23 protein-coding genes and 1 pseudogene are annotated in these 21,983 nt (G+C 53.5%); 13 read left to right on the forward strand and 11 right to left on the reverse strand.

Features of this window, described 5'->3' with window-relative positions; genetic code table 11:
• Positions 1-135: 135 nt before the first annotated feature.
• The gene (locus BLW22_RS33635; protein ID WP_074848682.1) at positions 136-831 is read left to right on the forward strand and encodes an ArsR/SmtB family transcription factor; all 696 of its coding nucleotides are present in this window, start codon (positions 136-138) and stop codon (positions 829-831) included.
• A 72-nt stretch (positions 832-903) separates the two neighbouring features.
• Here the strand turns inward: BLW22_RS33635 and BLW22_RS33640 are convergent, their stop codons facing one another.
• On the reverse strand, positions 904-1,857 hold the full coding sequence (locus BLW22_RS33640; protein ID WP_043051475.1) for an adenosine deaminase: 954 nt from the start codon (positions 1,855-1,857) through the stop codon (positions 904-906).
• 194 nt (positions 1,858-2,051) lie between these two features.
• Here BLW22_RS33640 and BLW22_RS33645 point away from each other — a divergent pair.
• Positions 2,052-2,375 (forward strand): annotated as a pseudogene (locus BLW22_RS33645) (calcium:proton antiporter); the annotation flags it as partial.
• A 33-nt stretch (positions 2,376-2,408) separates the two neighbouring features.
• Here the strand turns inward: BLW22_RS33645 and BLW22_RS34905 are convergent.
• From BLW22_RS34905 to BLW22_RS33655, 3 genes are all read right to left on the reverse strand, one after another.
• A complete protein-coding gene (locus tag BLW22_RS34905; protein ID WP_159440262.1) occupies positions 2,409-2,591 on the reverse strand; it encodes a hypothetical protein in 183 nt (60 codons plus the stop codon).
• A gap of 144 nt (positions 2,592-2,735) precedes the next feature.
• The gene (locus BLW22_RS33650; RefSeq protein WP_074848685.1) at positions 2,736-4,412 is read right to left on the reverse strand and encodes a UvrD-helicase domain-containing protein; all 1,677 of its coding nucleotides are present in this window, start codon (positions 4,410-4,412) and stop codon (positions 2,736-2,738) included.
• Positions 4,409-6,328 (reverse strand): ATP-dependent nuclease, encoded by a 1,920-nt coding sequence (locus BLW22_RS33655; protein WP_074848687.1) that lies wholly within the window; start codon positions 6,326-6,328, stop codon positions 4,409-4,411. Before BLW22_RS33655 ends, BLW22_RS33650 begins: the two co-directional genes overlap by 4 nt.
• A gap of 352 nt (positions 6,329-6,680) precedes the next feature.
• Between BLW22_RS33655 and BLW22_RS33660 the strand changes: the two genes are divergently transcribed.
• The gene (locus tag BLW22_RS33660) at positions 6,681-7,598 is read left to right on the forward strand and encodes a DUF808 domain-containing protein (protein ID WP_053177953.1); all 918 of its coding nucleotides are present in this window, start codon (positions 6,681-6,683) and stop codon (positions 7,596-7,598) included.
• 174 nt (positions 7,599-7,772) lie between these two features.
• Here BLW22_RS33660 and BLW22_RS33665 read toward each other — a convergent pair whose 3' ends face one another.
• From BLW22_RS33665 to BLW22_RS33675, 3 genes are all read right to left on the reverse strand, one after another.
• A complete protein-coding gene (locus BLW22_RS33665; RefSeq protein ID WP_074848689.1) occupies positions 7,773-8,591 on the reverse strand; it encodes a hypothetical protein in 819 nt (272 codons plus the stop codon).
• A 275-nt stretch (positions 8,592-8,866) separates the two neighbouring features.
• Positions 8,867-9,982, reverse strand: coding sequence for a reverse transcriptase family protein (locus BLW22_RS33670; protein WP_053177954.1), 1,116 nt, complete (start codon positions 9,980-9,982; stop codon positions 8,867-8,869).
• Positions 9,983-10,054: 72 nt separating this feature from the next.
• On the reverse strand, positions 10,055-10,309 hold the full coding sequence (locus BLW22_RS33675) for a hypothetical protein (protein ID WP_017337081.1): 255 nt from the start codon (positions 10,307-10,309) through the stop codon (positions 10,055-10,057).
• A gap of 226 nt (positions 10,310-10,535) precedes the next feature.
• Here BLW22_RS33675 and BLW22_RS34935 point away from each other — a divergent pair, with 226 nt between their 5' ends.
• The 3 genes from BLW22_RS34935 to BLW22_RS33685 all read left to right on the forward strand — a co-directional run bounded on the left by BLW22_RS34935 (position 10,536) and on the right by BLW22_RS33685 (position 13,775).
• On the forward strand, positions 10,536-10,748 hold the full coding sequence (locus BLW22_RS34935) for a hypothetical protein (RefSeq protein WP_162494275.1): 213 nt from the start codon (positions 10,536-10,538) through the stop codon (positions 10,746-10,748).
• 253 nt (positions 10,749-11,001) lie between these two features.
• Positions 11,002-11,823 carry a hypothetical protein gene (locus BLW22_RS33680; protein WP_074848691.1) on the forward strand — a complete coding sequence of 274 codons (822 nt, stop codon included), beginning with the start codon at positions 11,002-11,004 and terminating at the stop codon, positions 11,821-11,823.
• 182 nt (positions 11,824-12,005) lie between these two features.
• Complete coding sequence (locus tag BLW22_RS33685) at positions 12,006-13,775, forward strand: ATP-dependent nuclease (RefSeq protein ID WP_074848693.1); 1,770 nt, start codon at positions 12,006-12,008, stop codon at positions 13,773-13,775.
• 318 nt (positions 13,776-14,093) lie between these two features.
• Here the strand turns inward: BLW22_RS33685 and BLW22_RS33690 are convergent, their stop codons facing one another.
• The 4 genes from BLW22_RS33690 to arsN2 form a co-directional block, all read right to left on the reverse strand.
• A complete protein-coding gene (locus tag BLW22_RS33690; protein WP_074848695.1) occupies positions 14,094-14,630 on the reverse strand; it encodes a hypothetical protein in 537 nt (178 codons plus the stop codon).
• Positions 14,623-15,795, reverse strand: a complete 1,173-nt coding sequence (locus BLW22_RS33695) for a DUF3800 domain-containing protein (RefSeq protein ID WP_074848697.1) — start codon at positions 15,793-15,795, stop codon at positions 14,623-14,625. The genes BLW22_RS33690 and BLW22_RS33695 overlap by 8 nt, the downstream gene beginning before the upstream one ends.
• 61 nt (positions 15,796-15,856) lie before the next feature.
• The gene (locus BLW22_RS33700; protein WP_074848699.1) at positions 15,857-16,225 is read right to left on the reverse strand and encodes a hypothetical protein; all 369 of its coding nucleotides are present in this window, start codon (positions 16,223-16,225) and stop codon (positions 15,857-15,859) included.
• A gap of 72 nt (positions 16,226-16,297) precedes the next feature.
• Entirely contained in the window at positions 16,298-16,762 is a 465-nt protein-coding gene (gene arsN2 / locus BLW22_RS33705; RefSeq protein ID WP_074848702.1) for an arsenic resistance N-acetyltransferase ArsN2, read from the reverse strand.
• 129 nt (positions 16,763-16,891) lie between these two features.
• Here arsN2 and BLW22_RS33710 point away from each other — a divergent pair, with 129 nt between their 5' ends.
• Genes BLW22_RS33710 through BLW22_RS33740 form a run of 7 tightly spaced genes read left to right on the forward strand, consistent with a single transcriptional unit; the run spans position 16,892 to position 21,777 of the window.
• On the forward strand, positions 16,892-17,314 hold the full coding sequence (locus BLW22_RS33710; RefSeq protein ID WP_074848704.1) for an arsenate reductase ArsC: 423 nt from the start codon (positions 16,892-16,894) through the stop codon (positions 17,312-17,314).
• 8 nt (positions 17,315-17,322) lie between these two features.
• The gene (locus tag BLW22_RS33715) at positions 17,323-17,667 is read left to right on the forward strand and encodes a metalloregulator ArsR/SmtB family transcription factor (RefSeq protein ID WP_162844282.1); all 345 of its coding nucleotides are present in this window, start codon (positions 17,323-17,325) and stop codon (positions 17,665-17,667) included.
• A gap of 24 nt (positions 17,668-17,691) precedes the next feature.
• Positions 17,692-18,975, forward strand: coding sequence for an arsenic transporter (locus BLW22_RS33720; RefSeq protein WP_007247284.1), 1,284 nt, complete (start codon positions 17,692-17,694; stop codon positions 18,973-18,975).
• A gap of 16 nt (positions 18,976-18,991) precedes the next feature.
• Entirely contained in the window at positions 18,992-19,462 is a 471-nt protein-coding gene (locus BLW22_RS33725; RefSeq protein ID WP_074848708.1) for an arsenate reductase ArsC, read from the forward strand.
• Between the two features lie 47 nt (positions 19,463-19,509).
• Positions 19,510-20,223, forward strand: a complete 714-nt coding sequence (gene arsH / locus BLW22_RS33730) for an arsenical resistance protein ArsH (protein ID WP_074848710.1) — start codon at positions 19,510-19,512, stop codon at positions 20,221-20,223.
• Between the two features lie 20 nt (positions 20,224-20,243).
• On the forward strand, positions 20,244-20,666 hold the full coding sequence (gene arsC / locus BLW22_RS33735) for an arsenate reductase (glutaredoxin) (RefSeq protein ID WP_074848712.1): 423 nt from the start codon (positions 20,244-20,246) through the stop codon (positions 20,664-20,666).
• A 37-nt stretch (positions 20,667-20,703) separates the two neighbouring features.
• Positions 20,704-21,777 carry an ArsO family NAD(P)H-dependent flavin-containing monooxygenase gene (locus BLW22_RS33740; protein WP_074848714.1) on the forward strand — a complete coding sequence of 358 codons (1,074 nt, stop codon included), beginning with the start codon at positions 20,704-20,706 and terminating at the stop codon, positions 21,775-21,777.
• Positions 21,778-21,983 lie beyond the last annotated feature (206 nt).

Here is a 21,983-nt window from a genome sequence, read left to right on the forward strand (position 1 = left end):
GCCTCCATCACACAAGGAAATTTCACTCAGCTCCTGTCCCTATTCATGCTGTCAGACGCCGCGGAACCGCTGGTTTACGCACCTATACTTTGGCGCCCACCGCAGCAGAAAAGTAATTCGACCGGGAGTGAATCGATGGAACAGGCACCATGCATCAGTCAGATCGCCAGCTTGCTCGCCGAACCCAAACGCACCGCCATGCTCTGGTCCCTGATGGACGGCTCGGCCAAGTCCTCGGAGGAATTGGCGCTGCTTGCCGGGTTGTCACCTGCCTCGGCGAATGCCCATCTGGCACGGCTGACGGGGAGTGGCTTGCTGCGTACCGAGGGCCGGCGTGGCAAGCGGCTGTTTCGCATGGCGGCGGCCGATGTCAGCGTCGCCATCGATGCCTTGGCCAGTACGACCCTGGCCAGCGCCGCACGTAGTGCGCCGCATGCTTCACCGCCGGTGTTGGTGGCGCCGCCATTGTTGCGACATGCGCGGCTGTGCCAGGGCCACCTCGGCGGCGAAGTGGCGGCGCAGCTGCGTGAGCGGATGTTGGTGGCGGGGTGGATCGAGCGTCATGAGCAACGCATTGAGGTGACGATCAAGGGCGCACAGCACCTGGCGGGCCTGGGTATTTACACCCAGGCGCTGGCGTCGCCACTGGTGTGCGACTGCTTCGATTGGAGCCAGCGGCAACCGCACCTGGGCGGCGCGCTGGGTGCGGGGCTGTTGCAGTTGTTCCTGCAATCGAACTGGATCAGCCTGGTCAATGAGTCCCAGGCGGTGCAGCTCAACGACAACGGGCTGGCAGAAATCGCCCGATTGGCCATGTCCGAACAATCTTAGCCTTGAGGGTTTGCCATCATCGCCCTGGCCTTTTTGATTCCATGGACCTGGCGATGATGGCTTTGCGTCCGGTCAGGGTTTTACCAGGCGCGCATCCAGGCTGTTCTGCGCCAGGCGTTTGGCCTGGTCCTGGGTCATGCCCAGCGAGGTGTACAGCGCGTGGAAGTTCTCGGTGACATAGCCGCCGAAGTACGCCGGGTCATCGGAGTTCACCGTGACCTTCACGCCACGCTCGAGCATGTCGAGGATGTTGTGCTGGGCCATGTCGTCGAACACACAGAGCTTGGTGTTGGACAGCGGGCAGACGGTCAACGGGATCTGCTCATCGATGATGCGCTGCATCAGGCGCTCGTCTTCGATGGCACGTACGCCATGGTCGATACGCTGGATTTTCAGCAGGTCGATGGCTTCCCAGATGTACTCGGGCGGGCCTTCTTCGCCGGCGTGGGCGACGGTGAGGAAGCCTTCGTGACGGGCACGGTCGAACACACGCTGGAACTTGCTCGGCGGGTGACCCATTTCTGAACTGTCCAGGCCCACGGCCACGAACGCGTCACGGAACGGCAGTGCCTGGTCGAGGGTTTTCTCGGCTTCGGCTTCGCTCAGGTGGCGCAGGAAACTGAGGATCAAACCGCTGGTGATGCCCAGTTGCTGTTCGCCATCTTTGAGCGCAGCGGCGATGCCGTTGAGCACCACTTCGAACGGTACGCCACGGTCGGTGTGGGTTTGGGGGTCGAAGAAGGGCTCGGTGTGGATCACGTTCTGGGCTTTGCAGCGCAGCAGGTAAGCCCAGGTCAGGTCGTAGAAATCCTGGGAGGTGCGCAGCACATCGGCGCCCTTGTAATACAGGTCGAGAAACTCTTGCAGGTTGTTGAAGGCATAGGCCTTGCGCAGGGTTTCGACGTCGTTCCACGGCAGCGCGATCTTGTTGCGCTCGGCCAGGGCGAACAGCAGCTCAGGCTCCAGCGAGCCCTCCAGGTGCAGGTGCAATTCAGCCTTGGGCAGGGCGTTGAGCCAATCGTACATTTTCTAAATTCTCATCAGGTGCAATGGCGGCATTCTACAGGCCGTGGCTTAAATAATCGGCAAAACCTGACCAGCAGGAGAGTATTCGATTTATTCACGCAAGGGCTGTGTGAACTAAGGTGTAACGAAACGTTAGCGGCTTGGCGCAGTCTGTACCCCATCAATGACTGATTTGCCGTACTAAAAGGCCCGGAATGCTCACATCCCTCAAGCAAGAAAAATTCATGCTGCTGGCGCTGATTGCCGCCATCGCCGCCTACCCGCTGGAGCACTGGATGCTGCACAGCGGGCAAATGGTGGCACTGTTGGCCGGCGTGGTGTTGATCGGTTTTATCGTCGTGGCGTCGATGCGCGTGGCCCACCACGCCGAGCAACTGGCAGAAAAAGTCGGCGATCCCTACGGCACCATGATCCTGACCCTTGCCGCAGTGCTGGTGGAGGTGGTGATCCTGGCGATCATGATGAGCAATGAGCCGTCACCCACTCTGGTGCGCGACACCATCTATTCGGCGGTGATTTTCTAGACACACTACGCTTTGGTGTCAAAGCCCTTAGGCTTTGACCTGCTCTTGCTCTTGCTCTTGCTCTTGCTCTTGCTCTTGCTCTTGCTCTTGCTCTTGCTCTTGCTCTTGCTCTTGCTCTTGCTCTTGCTCTTGCTCTTGCTCTTGCTCTTGATGGGGAAGATTAAGATGTGTATTTGATTGGGAGTGCTCTTGCCTTGTCCTTCCTGACACACCTCTATCTATGGCATACCCCGGAAGCCCGAAGATTTTCCTCAGCTCGTGTTTGTGACTCTGCTTGAGGTCTAAGGATGACTTGCTGTGTGGGGAGCATCCTTGCCGCGAGTTCATACAAGATCAGCGACACGCGGCTACCTGTCAGGCATTTGGCTGGGCGGAAAGAAATGGCGTTACGTATGTGACGAACTCAGCATGAGGAGTGCGATGCTCATTCCACCTTGGAGGGTTTGAGGCCGGTCGATAACGTAAGTCGCATGTCGTGATCATCAACCGCTCCTTGGCACGTGAAACACCCACAAAGAAGCCGCAACGCTCCTCTTGGACTTTGCCCCAAAATGTCTGTGTTTCTACACCGATCATAATTACAGAGTGGAATTCCAATCCTTTACTTTTATGAATCGTCAGAAAACGGACTGCTTGATCGTTGGAGAACAGATCAAGTGCTTTGAGCAAATCCGGTTCTTGCTCGAGCAGTTTCTCAATTTGCTGTCTCGTGTTCTTGATAACCTCGTTCAATCTGGCTTTTGCTTCGTAGTCAGAAGAAAGGGTGGTCAGCACGGGTAGGCCGATATTCTTTAGAAACTTCATAGTTAGCTCCCACCATCCTGAATAAGGCGCGTCAGATCGGGCCAATTTTTTCACTTCCTTGCGCTGGGCAAGATAGAGGCGCTCGAAGTTTCTCTGGAGCTCAGATTCACCGTCCTCGTCATTAAATGAAACCAGTTGCTCCATCAAATTGATCCACGCCTTCGGTTCTCGCTCCCGATACAGGCATGATAGGTAGTCAATAATTAGGCGAGCGGCGGGCTCATTAACTAGATCTTGAGACTCATGCTCGTTGCGAAAGGGAATTCCTCTGGCTGCCAGTTGCTCCATGAGGGGGGTGCCGTAGAGGTCTATCTGCCTGGGAAAAAGAATCGCTATTTCTGGTAGGGGTATTTTCTCTACATCTATCCACTTCTGGATGATGTTGGCCAACGCGGCTGCTTCGCTGTGACTGTTGTCGTAGTTTCGAGCGAGGAGTTCGCCGTCGTTTCCAATGATCAGGTCATCTGCCATCACCGCAGCAGGATCAAGTGTTCGAATGATCTCGTTCTGCATCCGCAAAAGCCGAGGCTTAGATCGGAAGTTTCGATATAGATTGAGTGGTCGGGCGTCGAAGTCCTTTGCGTAGTCTATAAATATGCCATCCAGTGCTCCCGCCCAGCCCATAATTTTCTGTTTGGTGTCACCGACGGCGGTCAATCGAATTGGCTTATTCATGAAGACAAGCTTCAGCAGTGCGTACTGCTCAGTAGTGCAGTCTTGGAACTCATCAAGGAATACATCAGCGTAGGTCTGACAAATTGCATTTCTTGCAACCACTGAATTGCTCAAGATCTTCGTTGCGAGAGGTATGAGCTGCGCGAACTTAATTTGTTTGCCTTGAATTGGTTCGTCGCCTATGGAGTAGTTTGGCTCAAGAGAGTCCCCGCCCGTGAGCACGGGTCTAAACCTATCAATGATGCGCTTGGCGAAGCCGTGAAAGGTGTAGCTGTCGAAGCGTGCGGCCAGATCAAGTCCGCATCTGCGACGAATCCGTTCCTTGAGGTTTATGCTCGCATCGACCTTGAAGGAGATCGCCAGTATTCGCTTGGGGTATCGGCAGTTTCCGGTGCGTAGCAAAAAGTCTGCCCGCTGCGCCAGAACCTCCGTTTTGCCTGCGCCTGGGCCTGCGGTGAGCGCGAGCGACTTTCCAAGCTCCCTCACAGCGAGAAGGGCGTTTGTTTCCAAGGTCAAGCCATCGGCGACTTTCCATGCATCCGCGCTGATCATTCTGGGATGTCCTCCAGCGCCGCGATGATTGCATTGGCCAAACGATCTAACGAAGGAGGAAGAGCCTTTAGCAGGTCTTCATCAGTGAGCTTTGCAAGGGCAGAGATGTGTGCTGCCGGTTTGCTACCTAGTTTGAACTTGGAGTGGTAGGTGCCAAAAAGTTGCTGTTCCGCTGCATTGTATTGGTCGGACTTATGATGACTCTTGCCTAGGACGGCCTTAACAGTCGACTCATCCGGATCGCTTAGCGATACATCATATGCATTTGGGTAGGCGAGCAACATTGAGAAGTCCAAATCCATGGGCTCTGAGAAGAAAACTCCGCGCTTCTCCAGCTCGACAAATACGCTCACTTTTCCTTCTTCAAACCAATGGTGGGTTCGAACCGGGAGATCATCATTCCACTTGGCTATATTCCAAGCGGGAAGCTTTTTCTCTGGAGCAAATTTTGCAAATTGATTATTGACGTTGGTTACACGTCCCCACCCACCTTGATGTCGTGCAACGTCGAGATCAAGTAGGGTTACATAGGGCGTCTCCAGCGCGGATAGCAACCTCCAAAAATGGTTGACGTGACGACCACCCAGTGGCGCGATGGTCACCGCCGACTCATCAACAGGCGCACCTTTCGCCTGAAGAATTCTCGGAAGAACAATTTCTTCGCTGTCTCCCTCACCCAGTACCACTAGCCGGGAAAAATAGACTTCCGGAAAGGCCTGTACAGCCTCTCGGACAAACTTATGAGCTTCATCTTCCTTTTCGGGTAGGGCAATACAGGTAACTTTGGTGGCGCGGTTCGCAGCAAGGCGTAGATAGCGGATGTTCTCAGGATCCACGCGGCGGAGCATGGATGGAGCATGCGTGGCGATGATTGCCTGGGAGTCTGCCCCCCCAATTGAGCTATTGAGGGCGTTAACGATGCGCCCTAGGTAATGAGGTGAGAGGCTGTTTTCAGGTTCCTCCACTGCGATCAGCGTAAATGACGGTGGCTTCAGTTTGTCAGCGTCGAAAGAAACGTCCTTACCAGTTAGGACTGCACGCCCGATGGCGTGAGAGGACAACACCAGTGATAGATAGAGCATCGACTTCTGTCCATCGCTGAGGCGAGAGAAGTCGACTAGATTCTCGTCGTGCCCTGGTGAGAACGACACTGACATGTGTCTGAGAAGCGACTCAATTTCGGATGTGACGAAAGTAAGCTTGGGGTCGGTGAAAAAGGTGCCCCTGTGAAGTCGCTTCCACATCAAATTCAGGCTTTCACTGAATGCACTTACTGATTGGTTTCCTGACAAGCATTCGCTGATTTCGTCAGTGAGTCCTTTGATCCGTTCTCGGTCGTCTTCCCAATTTACGGCTCGTAGCAAGCGTCCGAGCAGGGCATTAGCGCCATAGGTTATGTGGTCGGCAGGGTCTCGTCTGGCGGGGAGGTAATGCATTTGAATTGTATTGCGATGCACTCGAGTGACTACTGCGGTCGACAATGGGTTGGCGTCTTTATCAACATCGAGGACATAAACTAGGTTCTCTTCAATGTCCCCATCAATCCCCATCGTTGCGCTCAATCGATATCTAGCGCGCGGGATACCTTCGGCTGTGTCCAATCGCATATGAGCGAAGTGCGGGGCCACGGTAGAGTTGTCCTCGTCCTCTAGAAGCTCTGGGAATTCGAAATCCGCTTCCAGCCACAGACTGCGCTCCTCAGGTACCAAATCCTCATCAGCAGGCACATGGAAGTCGGATCGCTTGATTCGACGGAGGCTTGGATCAAAGGCAAACAACCTGCAGAGCGCTTGCAGGACTGCTGTCTTTCCAGAGCCATTAGGGCCGATAAGGTAGGTGACATCCTCGAATGTGATTACCGTAGGCTCATTGCCGAAGGATTGAAAATTACATAGCCGAATACTCTGCAGCTTCATTGCTCACCGCCCATCGTCCAGGATGTGTACGTACCGCGTCTGCTGACTCGGTTCGCGTCGCCGACAGCCGAACGGCTCGGATATCGCTGACTTAGAATAGGCGGTTTGATCTAAAAGATGTTAGTAGGCCAGCATTCAGTAAAGATTATTTGGTGCGGTCTTGAAGGCTCTGTTGCAGATCGCCTAGCTATTGATGAACGGCATGGTGTGTCCATTGTCTAGAAAGGTGCTCACCGTAACCCGATGACGACAGGGTAATCCTGAGCCTACGGAAGGAGTGTACGCGGGGCATTAGCGTGGGTATGCGTGAGGTGCTCGGGGGAACAGAATAAATCAACGTAAGGAGCCTTAAATGGCCGGCAGTAGCTTGTTCGCGTTATTGGATGACATCGCCACGCTGCTAGACGACATCTCGCTCATGAGTAAAGTCGCTGCAAAGAAATCGGCTAGCGTCCTGAGCGACGACCTTGCTGTGAATGCTGAGCAGGTTACCGGCATGAAAGCAGATCGAGAGCTACCGGTGGTTTGGGCTGTTTTCAAGGGGTCGTTGAGAAATAAAGCAATCCTGGTGCCTTGTGCATTGGTGCTGAACGCACTGCTGCCTGCTGCGGTTCACTGGCTGCTCATGATTGGTGGGGCATATCTCTGTTATGAGGGCTTTGAGGCTATCAAGGACAAGCTCACGGCTGGTCGAGACGATGACACAGGGCAGCCAAAGAAAGCGAAGCCTAAGGCGCCTGAAGAGCTTGCAGCTTATGAAAAGCGGAAGATTGCAGGGGCTGTTCGAACGGACTTCATTCTGAGCGCCGAGATCATCGTCATCACTCTAAATATCGTTACTGATGCCCCGATGCTCCAACAGATTTTGACGTTAGCGCTGATCGCGGTGGTCATGACAGTGGGCGTTTACGGATTGGTTGCGGGGATCGTCCGCTTGGATGATGCCGGCCTTATTCTCCAGAAGTCTAAAGCTGCCGGTACATGGGGTTCTGTGGTGCGAACTGTCGGGGGATGGCTGCTGTCGGCTGCTCCGAAGCTTATGAAAGCATTATCCTGGATCGGAACTGTGGCAATGTTCCTGGTCGGGGGGGCGTTCATTACAGAAGGCATCGGGCCGATGCAGCACTTTGCTGAGAGACTGGTCGAAGGGGCAGGGGCGTGGGAAACCTTCGCAACTTTAGGCATTCACTGCCTGGTAGGCGCGCTCGTAGGTATGGTTGCCGTACTTGTGGTCAAAAGCATCACATCCATCACTGGAAGTAAGGCTTAAAGCTAGCTCTCATCGACGATGTTGAATCTGGAATCGCATACAACCTTACTTCGTAAGGAATCGCTGGGTTCAGCGCCGTTGATCCCATAACAGCGTTTGGCATAAGGTGATTCAAACTGGCGTTTTAAGCCTGAAAAGTAGGGCAGTGGGCCGAGGGAGGAGCATTGGCTAATGCTAATGTCCTGCTTCTCTAGCCCTCATATCATCCGTTATGACCTTGATCATCTTGAAATACTCTGCTCTACCTTGGATTGCTTCTAGAGTAGATTCAATTTCTAGATTTGCCATATGGACAGCAGGATCTATGACGTAATGGCTCGCCTGCATATAGTTCTTGATGGCTGGGATAATCCAGCATGCGGGATAGAAACGGAGAATTCCATTACCAGCCTTCTGAATCATACCGACCCAGGCAACCTGGTTGGATTTAGGCATTAGGTTAGAAACCATCCCGCCACTCATTCCATTCATTTCTGAGTGCGTGATCTGACTAAAAAAACGCAGGAGGGGGGCTGATCCTTCGAACTCACAAACACCGTGAAAGATATGCTTATTGATCACTGTCGAGCAGTTGTAGTCATCGCCATACGGATACTCAATCGGGTTTTCATCTATTGGGTAGCCAGAGGCTACCAATAACATGCCGTCATACAAATCGCTTACAGCTACGGCTATACGGCCATTCGTGCCATCTAGGTCGATGAATTTATCGGGAAAACGGAATAGCGAGGATGAAAGCTCGATCAGCACGATGTCTTGCATGTCGATACAGGGACTATCTGCCGTTATCAGCTCACCGATACGCCAGCCGCGCATTGGGAATCCCATACCCTCTATTCCTTCCCAACCTCTCTTAGCAAAGAGGTGAGTGAAGAACGGCGACTCGTTTTGTGCCGCCTCGTAGTTCTCATCTAGAACGTGTTGAGCCGTCAGGAGAAAAAATTTCTGCTGGTACTTGATCAGTATACCTGTCCCGCCTTTGCTATAGACCATATCGGCGTGATACCGGCCAAGCTCTTCAATAGGCTGAGAGCAATGGGTGAATATAAGCCTTCTCACAGACTGAATTACGTTGCTCTGAGACGTATTCTCGTAGAACCGATTTAGCTTTCGTGCTGGAATTTTAATGTTTTAACTTCCTGTATCGCAGGGTGGAAATTTGTTGCGGTTACGGAGCTTGAAGCTCCGTCTGCATGTCAGCGACATCGCCCCATTTTCTAGCCAAACCGCTCTTGAATATCACAGCCAAATAAACCTCCAGCCAACGGTTAGCCAGCTTTCCAAGGCAGATCCACCGGCAGGTTAATTTGCAAGCTGCTAGCCGCTACGCTCAGATTTGCGGTGGTCTCCGCAACCATCTGAACCTGAAACTCGGCACCTGCATATCGCTCCAAAAGTGGCGCACGCGTCAGTAATACTCGAACGCGAGCCTTCAAGCGCTGCCCCTCTGGATGCCCACAAGCGATCAACCTGCCTATGCGTCCCATTACTCGACGCATCTCCTTTTCATCATCAGTGGACAGATGACCTGAATTACCCTCGACGCGATCCTCCAGCTGTTTCACGGCGGCGCGGATAGCCAATCGGTGTTTTTTGGGAAGCCCCGTTATTGGCCCGCTCACCACTAATCCGGTCACGGTGACGGCGTCAGCTTTATCGCCAGTAATCAATGCTTGCCCGCGCTTACGAACATGCAGCTTGCTTCGCTTCTGCAGGCAGCCTTTCTGACCGAGCATCCATGTGACAGAGGCAATAACTTGGGTGGTAGTAGCTTGATCAATACGAGTTTTGCAAGAAACAGTGATGTCATCTGCGAAGCGCGAATACGCCAGTCCCTGAGCTTTAAAGCGAGTGACGAGCGCCGGCTCGATATCCCAAAACACTAGGTTGGCCAAGTAGCTACTTGTACTCGCCCCTTGTGGAACCTGGCCCTCACGAGTAACTAGATCCGCAAGCAGAGTGGCTACATCTGCGGAGAAACGGAAGAGACCCACGAACAAGCGATGAATGTGCTCGTTTGTAATTGACGGGAAGAAATCAGCGATGTCCTGAAGGATGACTGTCTTGGCGCCGGTATGAACCCGAGCGTTCGAGTAAATGCTGCGGGGTAGCTTGGGATCTCTGATACCGCCGTGCAGGTATCCAGGGAACGCAACCTTGCTGAGGATCCGATCCACGATCTTGCGCTGGATCGTCTTCAGAGGCTCATGAGCATCATAGGTATGTCTGGGTGTTATGCCGTCTTTTTTTGTTTGCGGGACATATCGATAAAGGCGAGAGCTACGATGAGCAAGTGCGATTAGCCTCTCGACAGGCTCTCCGAGAGCACGTGCTAAGGCGCTGATGCTGTGGATAGGGCTATGAGGATAGAACGGAGCATCCATGTCCAAGCTTCCGTTGATGGGCCGGCCCCGAAGAACCGGCCCCTCTGAATTCGAATGATGTGGTTTGTTGTGTCATGGGAGGTTCTCAATAAATGGAATCACCACTGTCTCGACAAAATCCCAGCCCTCAACAGCCTTTTCCCATAACCAGATGCATAGACGAATACGTGCGATCCACTTGAGCAGGGTTACTGCCTTCGCCTTTACCCACGCAATCCGACCCGCTTTAGGTTCTTGAGATGGAGCTGTCTCGATGACACGAGCATCTTCACTGTTGTGCATAGACTGACGCGCCTTGCGGCGCGCTAGGTTCTTTAAATTAACCATGACTGATGTTCCCAACGACAGGCGAAATTGCCCCGCCGCCAAGCATTCCGGGCCGAAAGGAACGCTGAAGATGCCACTACAAACCACAGTTCTGCTTATCAAGTCCCTTGATAAGCCGTCCGCCGCATTACCGCCGCATCACATTTCACCTCAACGCATCAAACGATCAGAGACAAACCCTTGGATCACCTTTGGGATTGCCCTAGGCGCTAAGCACTGAGGAGCGATGGGCAGCACCAACCTGCGCGGCGAAGAAAGCCAAGGCGAACACCAAGGCGACCAGTTTCCCGGTCAAAAACCGCAAGCCCAAATTTCAGTCATATTTAAAGAGCACTTGGGTGGTAGCACCCAACGAGATGCAGTATTTATCAGAATAAACAAACCGGCGACAACTGTTATTTGTTGCAAGAGTTGTTTTTCGTCTAAGTCGTATTTTTGACTATATAAAGCGTCAAAATTTAAGTGTCGCTCGTATTAACGCCACCTAGGAAATTTAGCATCTTTCGAGTTGTCGAGTTGGGCTCGTTGACCTATGATATCAATAGGCGGTGATGGTCGCCTGGCGCCTGTTTCGCGAAGCAATAGCCCATCTGTGACATCCTTCAGTTTTACATCGGCATGTCCCTAACCAGACGCTGCCCGGTGAACAGGCAATCGGACACCTAAGCGTCGTTGATTTAGGAACCTTTGCCATGTCTGATTTTTCCCCGCTAAACATCTTCAAATCCCAAGCTAAACAGCTCGCTCGTGATCAGGGCCTGAAGCTTTCTGCTGCTCAAGAAACCCATGTCCAAAAAGCGGGCTTCGCTGATTACCATGAGTTTTCTGTCGTCGCCCAACGGAACCCAAAGGATCCGCGTCTGATGTGGGCCGTTTTTGGGATCAAAGACTTTTCCCAAGCGATCCATGAGGATGATGTCTACGCCGACCTGGATCTAGAGTTGGAGGATCAGCTCTCCGGCGCGATTGCGGATACCAATGCGAGTGGATTCACTATTGAAGCTCTTGAAGTGGAAACCGCTGACTACAGCGACGCAACCGGGAAGCTTACTTTGGAAGTTTCCCTGACCTACCAGGGGCAGCAAGATCAGGAGAGGATGTATCACGGTGCAGCGTTCTATCTCAAAGCCTCGGTCGAATTGCTACGCCGTGATGGTATATGGCTACTTGCTGACGAAGGCGTGGTCATCTCCAGCAGTGAGTCTGATGCTGATCGCGACCGTAGATCTGAATGGGAACACTGGGCCCAAGTCGAAGAGGCTGAACGCGGCAACCGCAAAACCATGGCCCAGGCCCTGGCGAATGAGCTGGAGATTTCTCTCGACGACGCAGAGCTTCTGGCCGATTCAGAGGTCACGGCCAACGAATCGGATGAGGGCCTCGTATACAGTTACTGGATCAATTTTGAACCCGTAGCCGAGGGTAAAGTGAGAGCAGACCTCCTAGCGCGATTCGGTTCTCTGGAGTACGAGCTTGGCCCGAACTTCTTCGACGATATTGAGCACGAATTCTGAGGTTGACCAGGTCATGGCCGGCGCAAACGCTGGCCATTCACAACGCTCTCTGCCTTATCCAGCCACTACAAAACAAGCTGCGCATGTCGACAAGAACCACGGTGCTCGTGGAGGACAGTGCGCATCGCCACTTTCCAGCTACGCTGAGGCTCCATGCCCACCGTAGATAGGGAATTCCGGCCATGCACTCCTTGAGCAAAATACACATCAAGAACTTCCGCTCGTGTAAGCAAGTGTTTTTGCCTCTGGGTGATTTCACCCCACTGGTCGGTCAGAACAACGCGGGTAAATCCACCATCCTCGACGCGATCAGATTGGTTTTAGCACCAAAGGCATTTGCGAAAACAGACTCTAATGACCCCAGTCAGCCAATCATCATCAGCGCCTGCGTGTCAGGGATTACAGAAGAGCTGATTGCACAAATCCCTGAAGCAAAACATCAAGCCGCGATTACCCCCTACTGCATCAACGGTGACCTTTGGATAAGGATTTCCGCATCAGGCTCGACTAAACCGACCACGGAAGTCTGGGAAAATGCTGGTCTTGATGAGCAAGGTCTCCCTACTTCATGGCGCTCCTATCCCACGGGCCTGCCTCAAGCCATTTCGGCATTGTTACCCGAAGCGCTGCACATCCGCGCCATGGACGATGTCCAGGAAGACTTGGGCAAAGGCAAAGCTGGGAGCACAATTCGTGGGCTGCTGGATGAAATCATGGCCCCCATCCTCACTGCTCATCAAGAGGTACAGGATGCACTCACAGCGGTCAGGAATATATTGGGAGCCGACGGTGAGAACCGATCCCCTCTACTGACTGAGTTCGATACCAGCGCCACTAATGCCCTCTCAAGCTTCTTCCCTGGTTTGCTATTGAACCTGGACGTACCGTCAATCGACGTTAAGGAGTTTTTCAAGAGCGGTGATCTGAACGTGACCGACGAGATATCCGGTCAAACCAGACGTTTCGACACCTTAGGTAGTGGTGCGCAGCGTGCAATCCAGATGGCCCTAATCCGGCTTTTGGCCGATATCCGTAAAACACGCGATCAAGACCTTGCACGTCGCCTCCTACTGATCGATGAACCTGAGATTTTCCTCCACCCTCAAGGCGTCAGAGGCCTTAGGGAAGCACTACATGTGCTTTCGAAATCTGGCTACCAAGTCGTGTTCACGACCCATTCGCCCTTGATGGTGAGCAGGGATAATGCGCCTGAGACGGTGATAGTGCGCAGATCTCGGGAGAATGGCTCCGAGGTTCGCATTCCTATGGGCGCGGCAGTTGCGCAAGCTATGGCAGAGGCACAAGCCCAATCTCGAACCCTTTTTGAGCTCGGAAACATCGCTGAGATATATTTCGCTGAAAAGGTAATTCTCTGCGAGGGCAAAACCGATCAGAGGCTACTCCCGCTCATCTACGAAAAGCTCTACGGGGTCAGGCCTGAGCTCGAACGGATCTGCTTTGTTGCTCTCGGTAGCTGTACTTCGATTCCCAAAGGTTTTTCTGTCCTGACAGCAATGGGTATCAAATGCGGTGTGATCGCTGACTTAGATTTCGCATTCACTCACGCTAGGGGGCCATGGCTACCGAAGGAATGCGAGGAGATGGATAACGTCAGATCTGTGCTTCAAGTGGTCGGCCAAACTCAAGGGTTCCTCATCGGCGGAAACGGACTGCCACAGAATTCCAGAGGTAGCTCAGCAGCTGACTGTTGGGCTGCTTTTGCCAGAACTGCAGACGGCCAAGCGCTCGCTAATACTGCTCATGAGGCAATGAAAGTTTTTGCAACCTGGGTCTGGCCAATGGGCTGCATTGAGGACGCATTGAGAATTGATGAGAAGGGAGAGGCAGCCATAATCGCTCAGGAAGACAATATCCGGAGCTGGCAACCGGAGATAATTGATCAAGAGTATCCAGTTTTCCGAAGCACCCTAGATTGGATGCGGGCTATCTAATCCCGTACCTTGCAGTAATGCTTCGGTCTGGTGTCGTTTGGTTCGGTGAGGTGCGACCTGAGCACGAATGACGCTCAGGTCTCGCATCCACTAAGCAATGCGACGTCCTGCTTTCGATTGGTACACACGGAGGCTTGCTGCAATTATCAGACGATCATTTGGCCGCAACTGCAATAGAGTTATCGTAGTTGTGGGCTGCATCCGCCGCTCACCGTAATGTACCCAAATAGGGCCATTAAGCCCAAAAATGATGGTTAATGTGCCTTATTGGGGACATTAAATATGTATCTCAGTGCAACGTACCACTAGCGCTCGACTCTAGGAGGGAAGTAGATTCTCTGATTCGCTGGCCTCATGACGAGCCCAGCGCAACGCAGCTATCGACATGAATTGCCTAATCGCCAGCGCTCCCCGTTCATTTCTGGCTTTCGACCCAGGCAAGGTCAGTGCTACCTCTACCTTGGCACGAGTCGCTTCGTACATCGCAAATGCGTTGAACTCAGAATCAAGCAACACCAGTAGCACAGTATCGAAGGACTGTCGTAGATCAATTGCACCCATAAGCCCCGTAATCTTTTGCGGGTTCAGGATACATCGCCCCTTTATCTGGATTCTCGCGACGCCATCTTCCAGCGTCTCTGTAGCGTCGTAACCTGCCTGCCTTGCAGGATGTAGTAACAGGCCGAGTCTAGTAGCAGCTTCGTACTCTGCGACCTCGCCTGTCACGCCCAGCGGCTTGCCGGTCAAGCGATAGAATCTACGCGCAAGCACTTTGGCTTCTTTCAAGGTCTCTAGGATTTCGTCCTGGATCAATGCAGCCTGCTGAGGTTCGTTGCCATGACTGAGTTCAGTCATCTGCAAACGCCTCGAGCGCAGTGAGCAGCTTGGCAAGCTCAGCCAGGTTGGCTGCCGTCACGATGTCATATTCTCCTCGACTACTCAGCCGATACACCTCTCGAGCCTTTTTGACCCGTTCCAGTAGAGGAATAACAATGCCCGCCGCCCTTTCGAGAAACTCGTTGATATCAGCCCGTGTCTGAGGAATCTTGTAGCCCTTGGCAGCGCTTGTGATGATCACGTTCGAATCGCGAAGCTTGGCGATGCCGCTGGAGCGGATCCTCTGGTCGTTGATATCTCCGAAGCCGCTATCTTTTAGGTGGCCGACTATTTCTGCGGTTGGCACGTAGTCTTTAGTGACGAATTCGCTTTGGAATCTCAAGAACCGCAAGATGCTCAGCTGCAGGCGCTCATCCTCATTAGGATGCTCACCAGCCCGTTCGCTAAAAAGGTCAGCCTGCCGGAGAGCTTCTTGGTGTACCTGGTAGTCAGCGTACCCAAATTCATCCGTCGGCGGCGGCAGAAGAGACTGGTACTTGGATGGCCACTCAAGCATTCCAAGGGTCAGGCTTCGTAGAATCTTTTTGTAGGCAAGAACTGCTTCTTCCGATGCTTTCTCTTCGTAGATCTGAGCGACTGATCCAGCGAAGAAATCTGCAACCTGAACCAAAACGTTGTCCTTACTGGCCATCGTCTGGAACGCATCCTTATCGCCAAATAGGTCGTCCATGAATCGTTCTGCAACGTAGCTTTTGAGGCTCTCCTGAAATTCCTGGCCACCATGCTCGTCTACGATCATCTGGAGGTCTGGGTATGCGCGGAACAAACGTTCATAGAGCAACCCATTCACATATTTTATGAATGAGGTCTTGAAACGAAGGCCACCGTCTTTGCGAATTTGGGACTTATCAACGATGGTGAAATAGAGCCTGAATGGCAGCTCAGCTAGCTCGTTGAGGATTCGGGCACGGCGATCTGAATCCTTGGGCTTCAGATTGCTGGATTTGATCTCGCCTGTTTGAAAATGACGCATGCGGAGTGCTTCAGCTTGGGCATAAGCAGCTTCCAGGTCTTTCTCTGCCACCAGAATGGAGCACACGATGAAGAAGCCTGAGCTTCCTCCCTTTGACGTATCAAGGTCGGAATTCCCGGACTCATCCACGAAGGCATATGTTCTGTCCATGAGCTTGCTCCATCAACAACGTACTGAGCGCGGTGGGTCGCCCAATGGCAAGGTGGCGAACTTAGTTCGTCGCAGTGGTAGTGCCTGGAGCTGGGCCTTCGCTGAACGTGTAGTTGATGACCACGTCATTACGGATCAAAACGTCGAGCGTTTTCTGAGTGCCCGTAGTCGTCACCTTCATGGTGACCACGTAGCTTTGGGCATGGGCTGAGCCGTTTGTGTAGGTATAAACCCACTTCTCGTCAGACTCGCTGACTGCGCTCTTGGCGTAGGGCTCACCGAACAGCGACCTCAACTCAGTAGTCGTCGTTTTGCCTTTGGTGATGCTCGCTACACTGGCCGACGGAAAGTCTCGTCCTGCGGTGTAGTGGGACGTAGCGCAACCGCCTAGTGCGACACAGATACCCATTACTGCGATGAGCTTTTTCATATCCTTCCTTGATCGTAGAAAACTCCAAATCTAGCCGGCATCGAGGCTAAAAGCCATCACCAAGGTGATCAGCTATTTTCGTGCATTCGCAGATAACGCTTTGCACATGTAGCAAGCCGAGCCAGGGCAAAGCCCCCTGAACTGCTCCGTTTGAGAAATCAGAGGTGGCGCTGAGCCTCGTTGATTTACTGCATAGCCCTGTTGCTCAAAAAAGCCTGACGCTGTTGTTGTCAGCAAATGAAATCGAGCGATTCCCTGCTCGGCGGCTTTCGCTTCAATGATCTTAAGCACCGCGACACCGACCCCTTTCGATCTGTATGTCGAGACTACGACCAGGGAACGCAGCAACCCGTCCGTACCATGCGTTTCGAAACCTCCCCATGCGACCGTCTCACTATCCTGTGTGAACTCAAAAAAGGTTCGGCCTGGAAGATCAATATCGTCTGCTGGAAGGTCAGCAGATTTCAGCGCATCGCGAAAGCGCTGCGACTGCCCTCCGGCTATTTTCGTTGCCTGGATCATCATCTCCTTGCCCATCCCCTTATCTCCTTTGTGCCGCTTTGTAGGAGCTGTCACGGCTCAAGCCGAAGCAGCAGCTATCATATTCGCTTTACCGAATATTCGCCAAAGCGTATATTCGATTTTCCATATGCATCGCGTTCCACCATGAGCCCTGCTATCAAAGTGCTTTTCGTGTGCGTTGCCAACTCAGCCCGCTCCCTGCTTGCAGAGGCTTTGCTGCGGCACACCGACCCGCGCTTCGAGGCCTTCAGCGCAGGATCTGAACCGTCTGAGGTTGATCCGCACACAACTCAGGCATTGGAGGCTGTTGGAGTCGATGCAACGGGCCTGCGCAGCAAGTCCATCAGCGAATTTCAAGCTGATCGATTCGATTACGTAATCACTCTTTGTGATAAATCCGCAAGCGAGTGCCTACCAATGCCCAATGCAGGTGAAGTCATTGCCTGGGATTTTCCTGACCCAGTAACCAGCGATGATCCTGGCGCATTTCGCCACACGCTCCACGACATCCACGAGCGCATCAAGCTCTTCGTTTTGGTCAAGACCAAAGACCTGGAGGATCTGTGACAGAACCCATGAACCCCACCACCTTATTCAAGTGCCTGGCGGATGACACCCGAGCAAAAATTTCGCTGCTTGTCGTGAGTGAAGGTGAGCTGTGTGTCTGCGAGCTAACGGCAGCACTCGACCTGAGTCAGCCGAAGATTTCTCGTCATTTGGCGCTGCTGCGCTCCGCCGGTTTGCTGTTGGATCGTCGCCAAGGCCAATGGGTGTATTACCGACTGAATCCTGATTTGCCCGAGTGGGTGACGGCAGTTTTGAAGGAAGTGGTAGACGCCAATCAGCAATGGCTGGAAACCGAGGCTAAGCGCCTCTGCGGCATGAACGACCGTCCGATCAACCAAGCCGTGTGTAGCTGATTCACGCCCAACCGGATTAATGAAATGCTGATTGCCGTATTGATCTTTATCGCCACCATCGTCCTTGTCATCTGGCAGCCCAAGGGGCTGGGGGTTGGCTGGAGTGCGATGTTCGGTGCCATCGTGGCGTTGCTGGCAGGTGTCGTTACCCTTGCCGACATACCAGAGGTTTGGCGCATTGTCTGGAATGCCACTGGGACTTTCATCGCGGTCATCATCATTAGTCTGCTGCTTGATGAGGCAGGTTTTTTCAAGTGGGCTGCGCTGCATGTGGCCCGATGGGGAGGTGGGAGCACCCGCAAGCTCTTCGCATTTATCGTCCTGCTGGGCGCAGCGGTGTCGGCCCTGTTCGCCAATGATGGAGCAGCATTGATCCTCACACCCATTGTGATCGCGATGTTGTTGGCGTTGCGTTTTTCTCCTGCGGCTACTTTGGCATTCGTCATGGCAGCCGGTTTTATCGCCGATACGGCGAGCTTACCGCTGGTGGTTTCCAACCTGGTAAACATCGTTTCTGCCGACTACTTCGATATCGGCTTCAACGAATATGCTTCGATCATGGTGCCGGTAAACATCGTCAGCGTGGCGGCGACATTAGCCATGTTGCTGTGGTTTTTCCGCAAAGATCTACCAAAGACCTATGACCTCAACCAACTGGACAATCCGGACGAGGCGATCCACGACCGGGCCACTTTTGTAGCCGGTTGGTGGGTGCTGGCACTACTACTGATCGGCTTCTTTGTCATTGAGCCATTGGGGGTGCCAATCAGTGCCATTGCAGCGGTCTGTGCATTCATTCTTTACGTCATCGCGGCTCGTGGTCACGCCATCAATACAAGCAAGGTGCTCAAAGAGGCGCCATGGCAGGTGGTGATTTTTTCTTTGGGTATGTACCTGGTTGTTTATGGCCTGAAGAACGCCGGCCTGACCGACCACATCGCGCAGATCCTGAACGTGTTCGCCGGTTATGGCGTTTGGGGCGCGTCCCTTGGTACAGGGCTGCTGACAGCGTTGCTGTCTTCGATCATGAACAACATGCCCACCGTTCTGGTAGGCGCCTTATCCATTCATGCCGCCGAAGTCGATGGTGTTGTCCAGCAAGCGATGGTTTACGCCAACATCATCGGCTGCGACCTGGGCCCGAAGATCACCCCAATTGGGAGCTTGGCAACTCTGTTGTGGCTGCACGTGCTCGCCCGGAAAAATATAACGATCAGTTGGGGTTACTACTTCAAGACCGGGATCGTGCTGACCGTGCCCATCCTCGTCGCCACATTGTCCGCCCTGGCACTGCGCCTCAGTTTTTGAATCAAGGAATCGTCTGATGAAAGTCTTGTTCATGTGCACCCACAACAGCTGCCGCAGCATTCTGTCCGAGGCGCTTTTCAACCACTTGGCGCCTGAGGGTGTAGAAGCCGTCAGCTCAGGAAGCTTTCCCAGTGGCCGGGTGAATCAACTGGCATTGCAAACGCTGGAGGCGGCGGGTATCTCCACTGCGGGCTTGAGCAGCAAGGCTTCGGACGCTTTTGAAGGTTCGCCTCCAGACATCGTGATCACTGTCTGTGACCGGGCAGCGGGTGAGGCATGCCCAATCTTCTTTGGGCCAGCTTTGAAGGCGCATTGGGGTCTGGCCGACCCGTCTGACGCTAGCGGGTCGGAAGCCGAGATCACTGCAGCGTTTGAAACCACACTCGCCAAAATTCACGAGCGCGTGAGCGCATTTCTTGCGCTGCCACTGAAGACCATCAGCGCTGAACAGTTGAAAGCTGAACTGAATCGCATCGGTTCGCTTTAAAGATCAACCGAGGCGATGCCCAACCTGGCGCCGCCGTAGGAGTTTATATGCAAGACACATTGCCGAACTTACACGCCGACCTGATCGACATTCCTTCGTTGGAGCAACTAGAGCCGCGTACACCGTCACTCCATAAGCCTCGAATCTTGCTTCTGTATGGATCGACGCGAGAGCGCTCTTTCAGCCGGTTGGTGACTCAGGAAGCAGCCCGCTTGTTGGAGGAGTTTGGCGCCGAAACCAAAATCTTCGATCCCTCGGGTTTGCCGCTGCCGGACGATGCTCCGGATACACATCCCAAAGTCGCGGAATTGCGCGAACTCATGCAATGGTCTGAAGGACAGGTGTGGTGTTCGCCTGAACGGCACGGATCCATGAGCGCAGTATTCAAGGCCCAGATCGACTGGGTTCCGCTTGCGATTGGTGCTGTTCGACCTACGCAAGGAAAGACCCTTGCAGTAATGCAGGTCTGTGGCGGCTCGCAATCTTTCAACGTGGTCAACCAACTACGGGTATTGGGGCGGTGGATGCGCATGTTCACCATCCCAAATCAATCTTCGGTGGCCAAGGCGTTCACCGAGTTCGACGAGGCAGGCCGTATGAAGCCTTCCTCGTACTACGACCGACTGGTGGACGTGATGGAAGAGCTAATGAAGTTCACGCTACTGTTGCGGGGTCGCCAGGGCTACTTGGTTGATCGCTACTCCGAGCGTAAAGAGTCCGCTGAAGAGCTGTCCAAGCGCGTCAATCAGCGCTCCATTTAACGCGACCGCGAGGAAACCATATGAGTCAGATAACGATCTATCACAACACGCAATGTGGAACCTCTCGCAATACCTTAGAACTGATCCGCAACAGCGGAGAAGAGCCGACTGTTATCGAGTACCTACAGGCCCCACCTGACCGCACCACGCTTGTCAGGTTGATCAAGGATATGGGTATCGAGGTGCGGGCCCTCCTTCGTATCAAAGGCACTCCTTACGAGGAGCTGGGACTGGGCGATACGTCACTTACTGATGACCAGCTCATCGATGCCATGATGGCTCACCCCATTCTGATCAATCGCCCCATCGTCGTGACGCCTTTAGGGACGCGTTTGTGTCGTCCGTCAGAAGCTGTGCTCGATTTGTTACCGCGAGAGCAGCGTGGGAGTTTCGTCAAAGAGGATGGCCAAGTGGTCATTGATGAGCACGGTCGCAGAGTCTGATACGACGACGGTGAGGTGCCTCGATTGAGCCTGGAGGATGCTGGTGAGTCAGAATTCGAAACTTGATGTTGTGGTCATTGGTGGTGGCCAGTCCGCGCTGACAGTCTCCTATTTTTTGAAGCGGTCAGGCTTGTCTTACGTGCTGCTCGATGCCGAGTCGGCCCCTGGAGGAGCCTGGCGGCATGGCTGGGATTCGCTGCGACTCTTTTCTCCATCGGCATGGAGCTCGATTGCGGGCTGGCCGATGCCAGCAGTATCAGAAGAAACGCCTCACCGTGATGATGTTATCGACTATCTGACTCTGTACGAGCGCCGATATGACTTTCCCATTATACGATCCACGCGGGTAACTCGTGTCGAGAAAATCGAAGACGGGTTGCGCGTGGTCTCCGGAGATAGAAGCTGGGATGCCAAAGCGGTTATCAGTGCAACAGGCACTTGGAGCCACCCATTTACCCCAAGCTATCCCGGACAGGACTTGTTCGTAGGGCAGCAGCTTCATTCAGCTCATTACGTTGGGCCGAATGAGGTTGAGGGAAAAACCGTCCTTGTCGTGGGTGGTGGCAACTCGGGGGCCCAGGTTTACGCCGAGGTTTCCAAAGTGGCTCAGGCAGTCTGGGTAACTCAAGAAGCCCCAAAATTTCTACCTGATGAGGTTGATGGGCGCGTCCTGTTCGAACGAGCTACTGCTCGATTGAAGGCGCAACAGGATGGCGTGGAGCCTCAGCAACCCGTTGGAGGGCTGGGAGACATTGTGATGGTGCCGTCCGTAAAGGACGCTCGCGAACGCGGCGTGCTGAACGCGGTACGGCCATTCACGCACTTCACCTCAACGGGTGTCGTGTGGTCATCGGGAATTGAGACGAAGGTGGACGTTGTCATCTGGTGCACAGGGTTTTCTCCAGCGCTCGACCACCTGAGCAACCTAGGCATTGTAGGCCGGGATGGAAAAGTGGCTGTGGACGAAAACCGGAGTGTTGCGTCACCCAATTTGTGGCTGGTGGGTTATGGCGATTGGACAGGGCTCGCTTCTGCAACATTGATTGGCGTAACCCGCACTGCTCGGGATGTAGTCAAGCAAGTGCAAAGCTTTCTCACGGGCGGAGCCTAATAGCTCGCGCCGAAAATTCGAGTGCGCCTACTGTGATGCGGCTTCAAGCTCAGGAAAAATAATTGGCTCCAGTGGCGGAGTCGCCTGGCACAGGCCGAGTCGCCAGTAGCCGACGTCGTGCCATTTTCCAAATTTGAAGCCTACCTCCGAAAATGTGCCGATGTGGACGAATTCCAGCGACTCGTGCAGCTACAGCGTCTGCTACC

It is taken from the genome of Pseudomonas marginalis (genome assembly GCF_900105325.1).
GTDB lineage: Bacteria > Pseudomonadota > Gammaproteobacteria > Pseudomonadales > Pseudomonadaceae > Aquipseudomonas > Aquipseudomonas marginalis.

Excerpts from the sequence above, each read along its gene's own strand:
- BLW22_RS33635 (WP_074848682.1), top strand. The coding sequence starts at position 136 with ATGGAACAGGCACCATGCATCAGTCAGATCGCCAGCTTGCTCGCCGAA.
- BLW22_RS33640 (WP_043051475.1), bottom strand. The coding sequence starts at position 1,857 with ATGTACGATTGGCTCAACGCCCTGCCCAAGGCTGAATTGCACCTGCAC.
- BLW22_RS33650 (WP_074848685.1), bottom strand. The coding sequence starts at position 4,412 with ATGATCAGCGCGGATGCATGGAAAGTCGCCGATGGCTTGACCTTGGAA.
- BLW22_RS33655 (WP_074848687.1), bottom strand. The coding sequence starts at position 6,328 with ATGAAGCTGCAGAGTATTCGGCTATGTAATTTTCAATCCTTCGGCAAT.
- BLW22_RS33660 (WP_053177953.1), top strand. The coding sequence starts at position 6,681 with ATGGCCGGCAGTAGCTTGTTCGCGTTATTGGATGACATCGCCACGCTG.
- BLW22_RS33665 (WP_074848689.1), bottom strand. The coding sequence starts at position 8,591 with ATGGTCTATAGCAAAGGCGGGACAGGTATACTGATCAAGTACCAGCAG.
- BLW22_RS33670 (WP_053177954.1), bottom strand. The coding sequence starts at position 9,982 with ATGGATGCTCCGTTCTATCCTCATAGCCCTATCCACAGCATCAGCGCC.
- BLW22_RS33675 (WP_017337081.1), bottom strand. The coding sequence starts at position 10,309 with ATGGTTAATTTAAAGAACCTAGCGCGCCGCAAGGCGCGTCAGTCTATG.
- BLW22_RS34935 (WP_162494275.1), top strand. The coding sequence starts at position 10,536 with ATGGGCAGCACCAACCTGCGCGGCGAAGAAAGCCAAGGCGAACACCAA.
- BLW22_RS33680 (WP_074848691.1), top strand. The coding sequence starts at position 11,002 with ATGTCTGATTTTTCCCCGCTAAACATCTTCAAATCCCAAGCTAAACAG.
- BLW22_RS33685 (WP_074848693.1), top strand. The coding sequence starts at position 12,006 with ATGCACTCCTTGAGCAAAATACACATCAAGAACTTCCGCTCGTGTAAG.
- BLW22_RS33690 (WP_074848695.1), bottom strand. The coding sequence starts at position 14,630 with ATGACTGAACTCAGTCATGGCAACGAACCTCAGCAGGCTGCATTGATC.
- BLW22_RS33695 (WP_074848697.1), bottom strand. The coding sequence starts at position 15,795 with ATGGACAGAACATATGCCTTCGTGGATGAGTCCGGGAATTCCGACCTT.
- BLW22_RS33700 (WP_074848699.1), bottom strand. The coding sequence starts at position 16,225 with ATGAAAAAGCTCATCGCAGTAATGGGTATCTGTGTCGCACTAGGCGGT.
- arsN2 (WP_074848702.1), bottom strand. The coding sequence starts at position 16,762 with ATGGGCAAGGAGATGATGATCCAGGCAACGAAAATAGCCGGAGGGCAG.
- BLW22_RS33710 (WP_074848704.1), top strand. The coding sequence starts at position 16,892 with ATGAGCCCTGCTATCAAAGTGCTTTTCGTGTGCGTTGCCAACTCAGCC.
- BLW22_RS33715 (WP_162844282.1), top strand. The coding sequence starts at position 17,323 with ATGAACCCCACCACCTTATTCAAGTGCCTGGCGGATGACACCCGAGCA.
- BLW22_RS33720 (WP_007247284.1), top strand. The coding sequence starts at position 17,692 with ATGCTGATTGCCGTATTGATCTTTATCGCCACCATCGTCCTTGTCATC.
- BLW22_RS33725 (WP_074848708.1), top strand. The coding sequence starts at position 18,992 with ATGAAAGTCTTGTTCATGTGCACCCACAACAGCTGCCGCAGCATTCTG.
- arsH (WP_074848710.1), top strand. The coding sequence starts at position 19,510 with ATGCAAGACACATTGCCGAACTTACACGCCGACCTGATCGACATTCCT.
- arsC (WP_074848712.1), top strand. The coding sequence starts at position 20,244 with ATGAGTCAGATAACGATCTATCACAACACGCAATGTGGAACCTCTCGC.
- BLW22_RS33740 (WP_074848714.1), top strand. The coding sequence starts at position 20,704 with ATGCTGGTGAGTCAGAATTCGAAACTTGATGTTGTGGTCATTGGTGGT.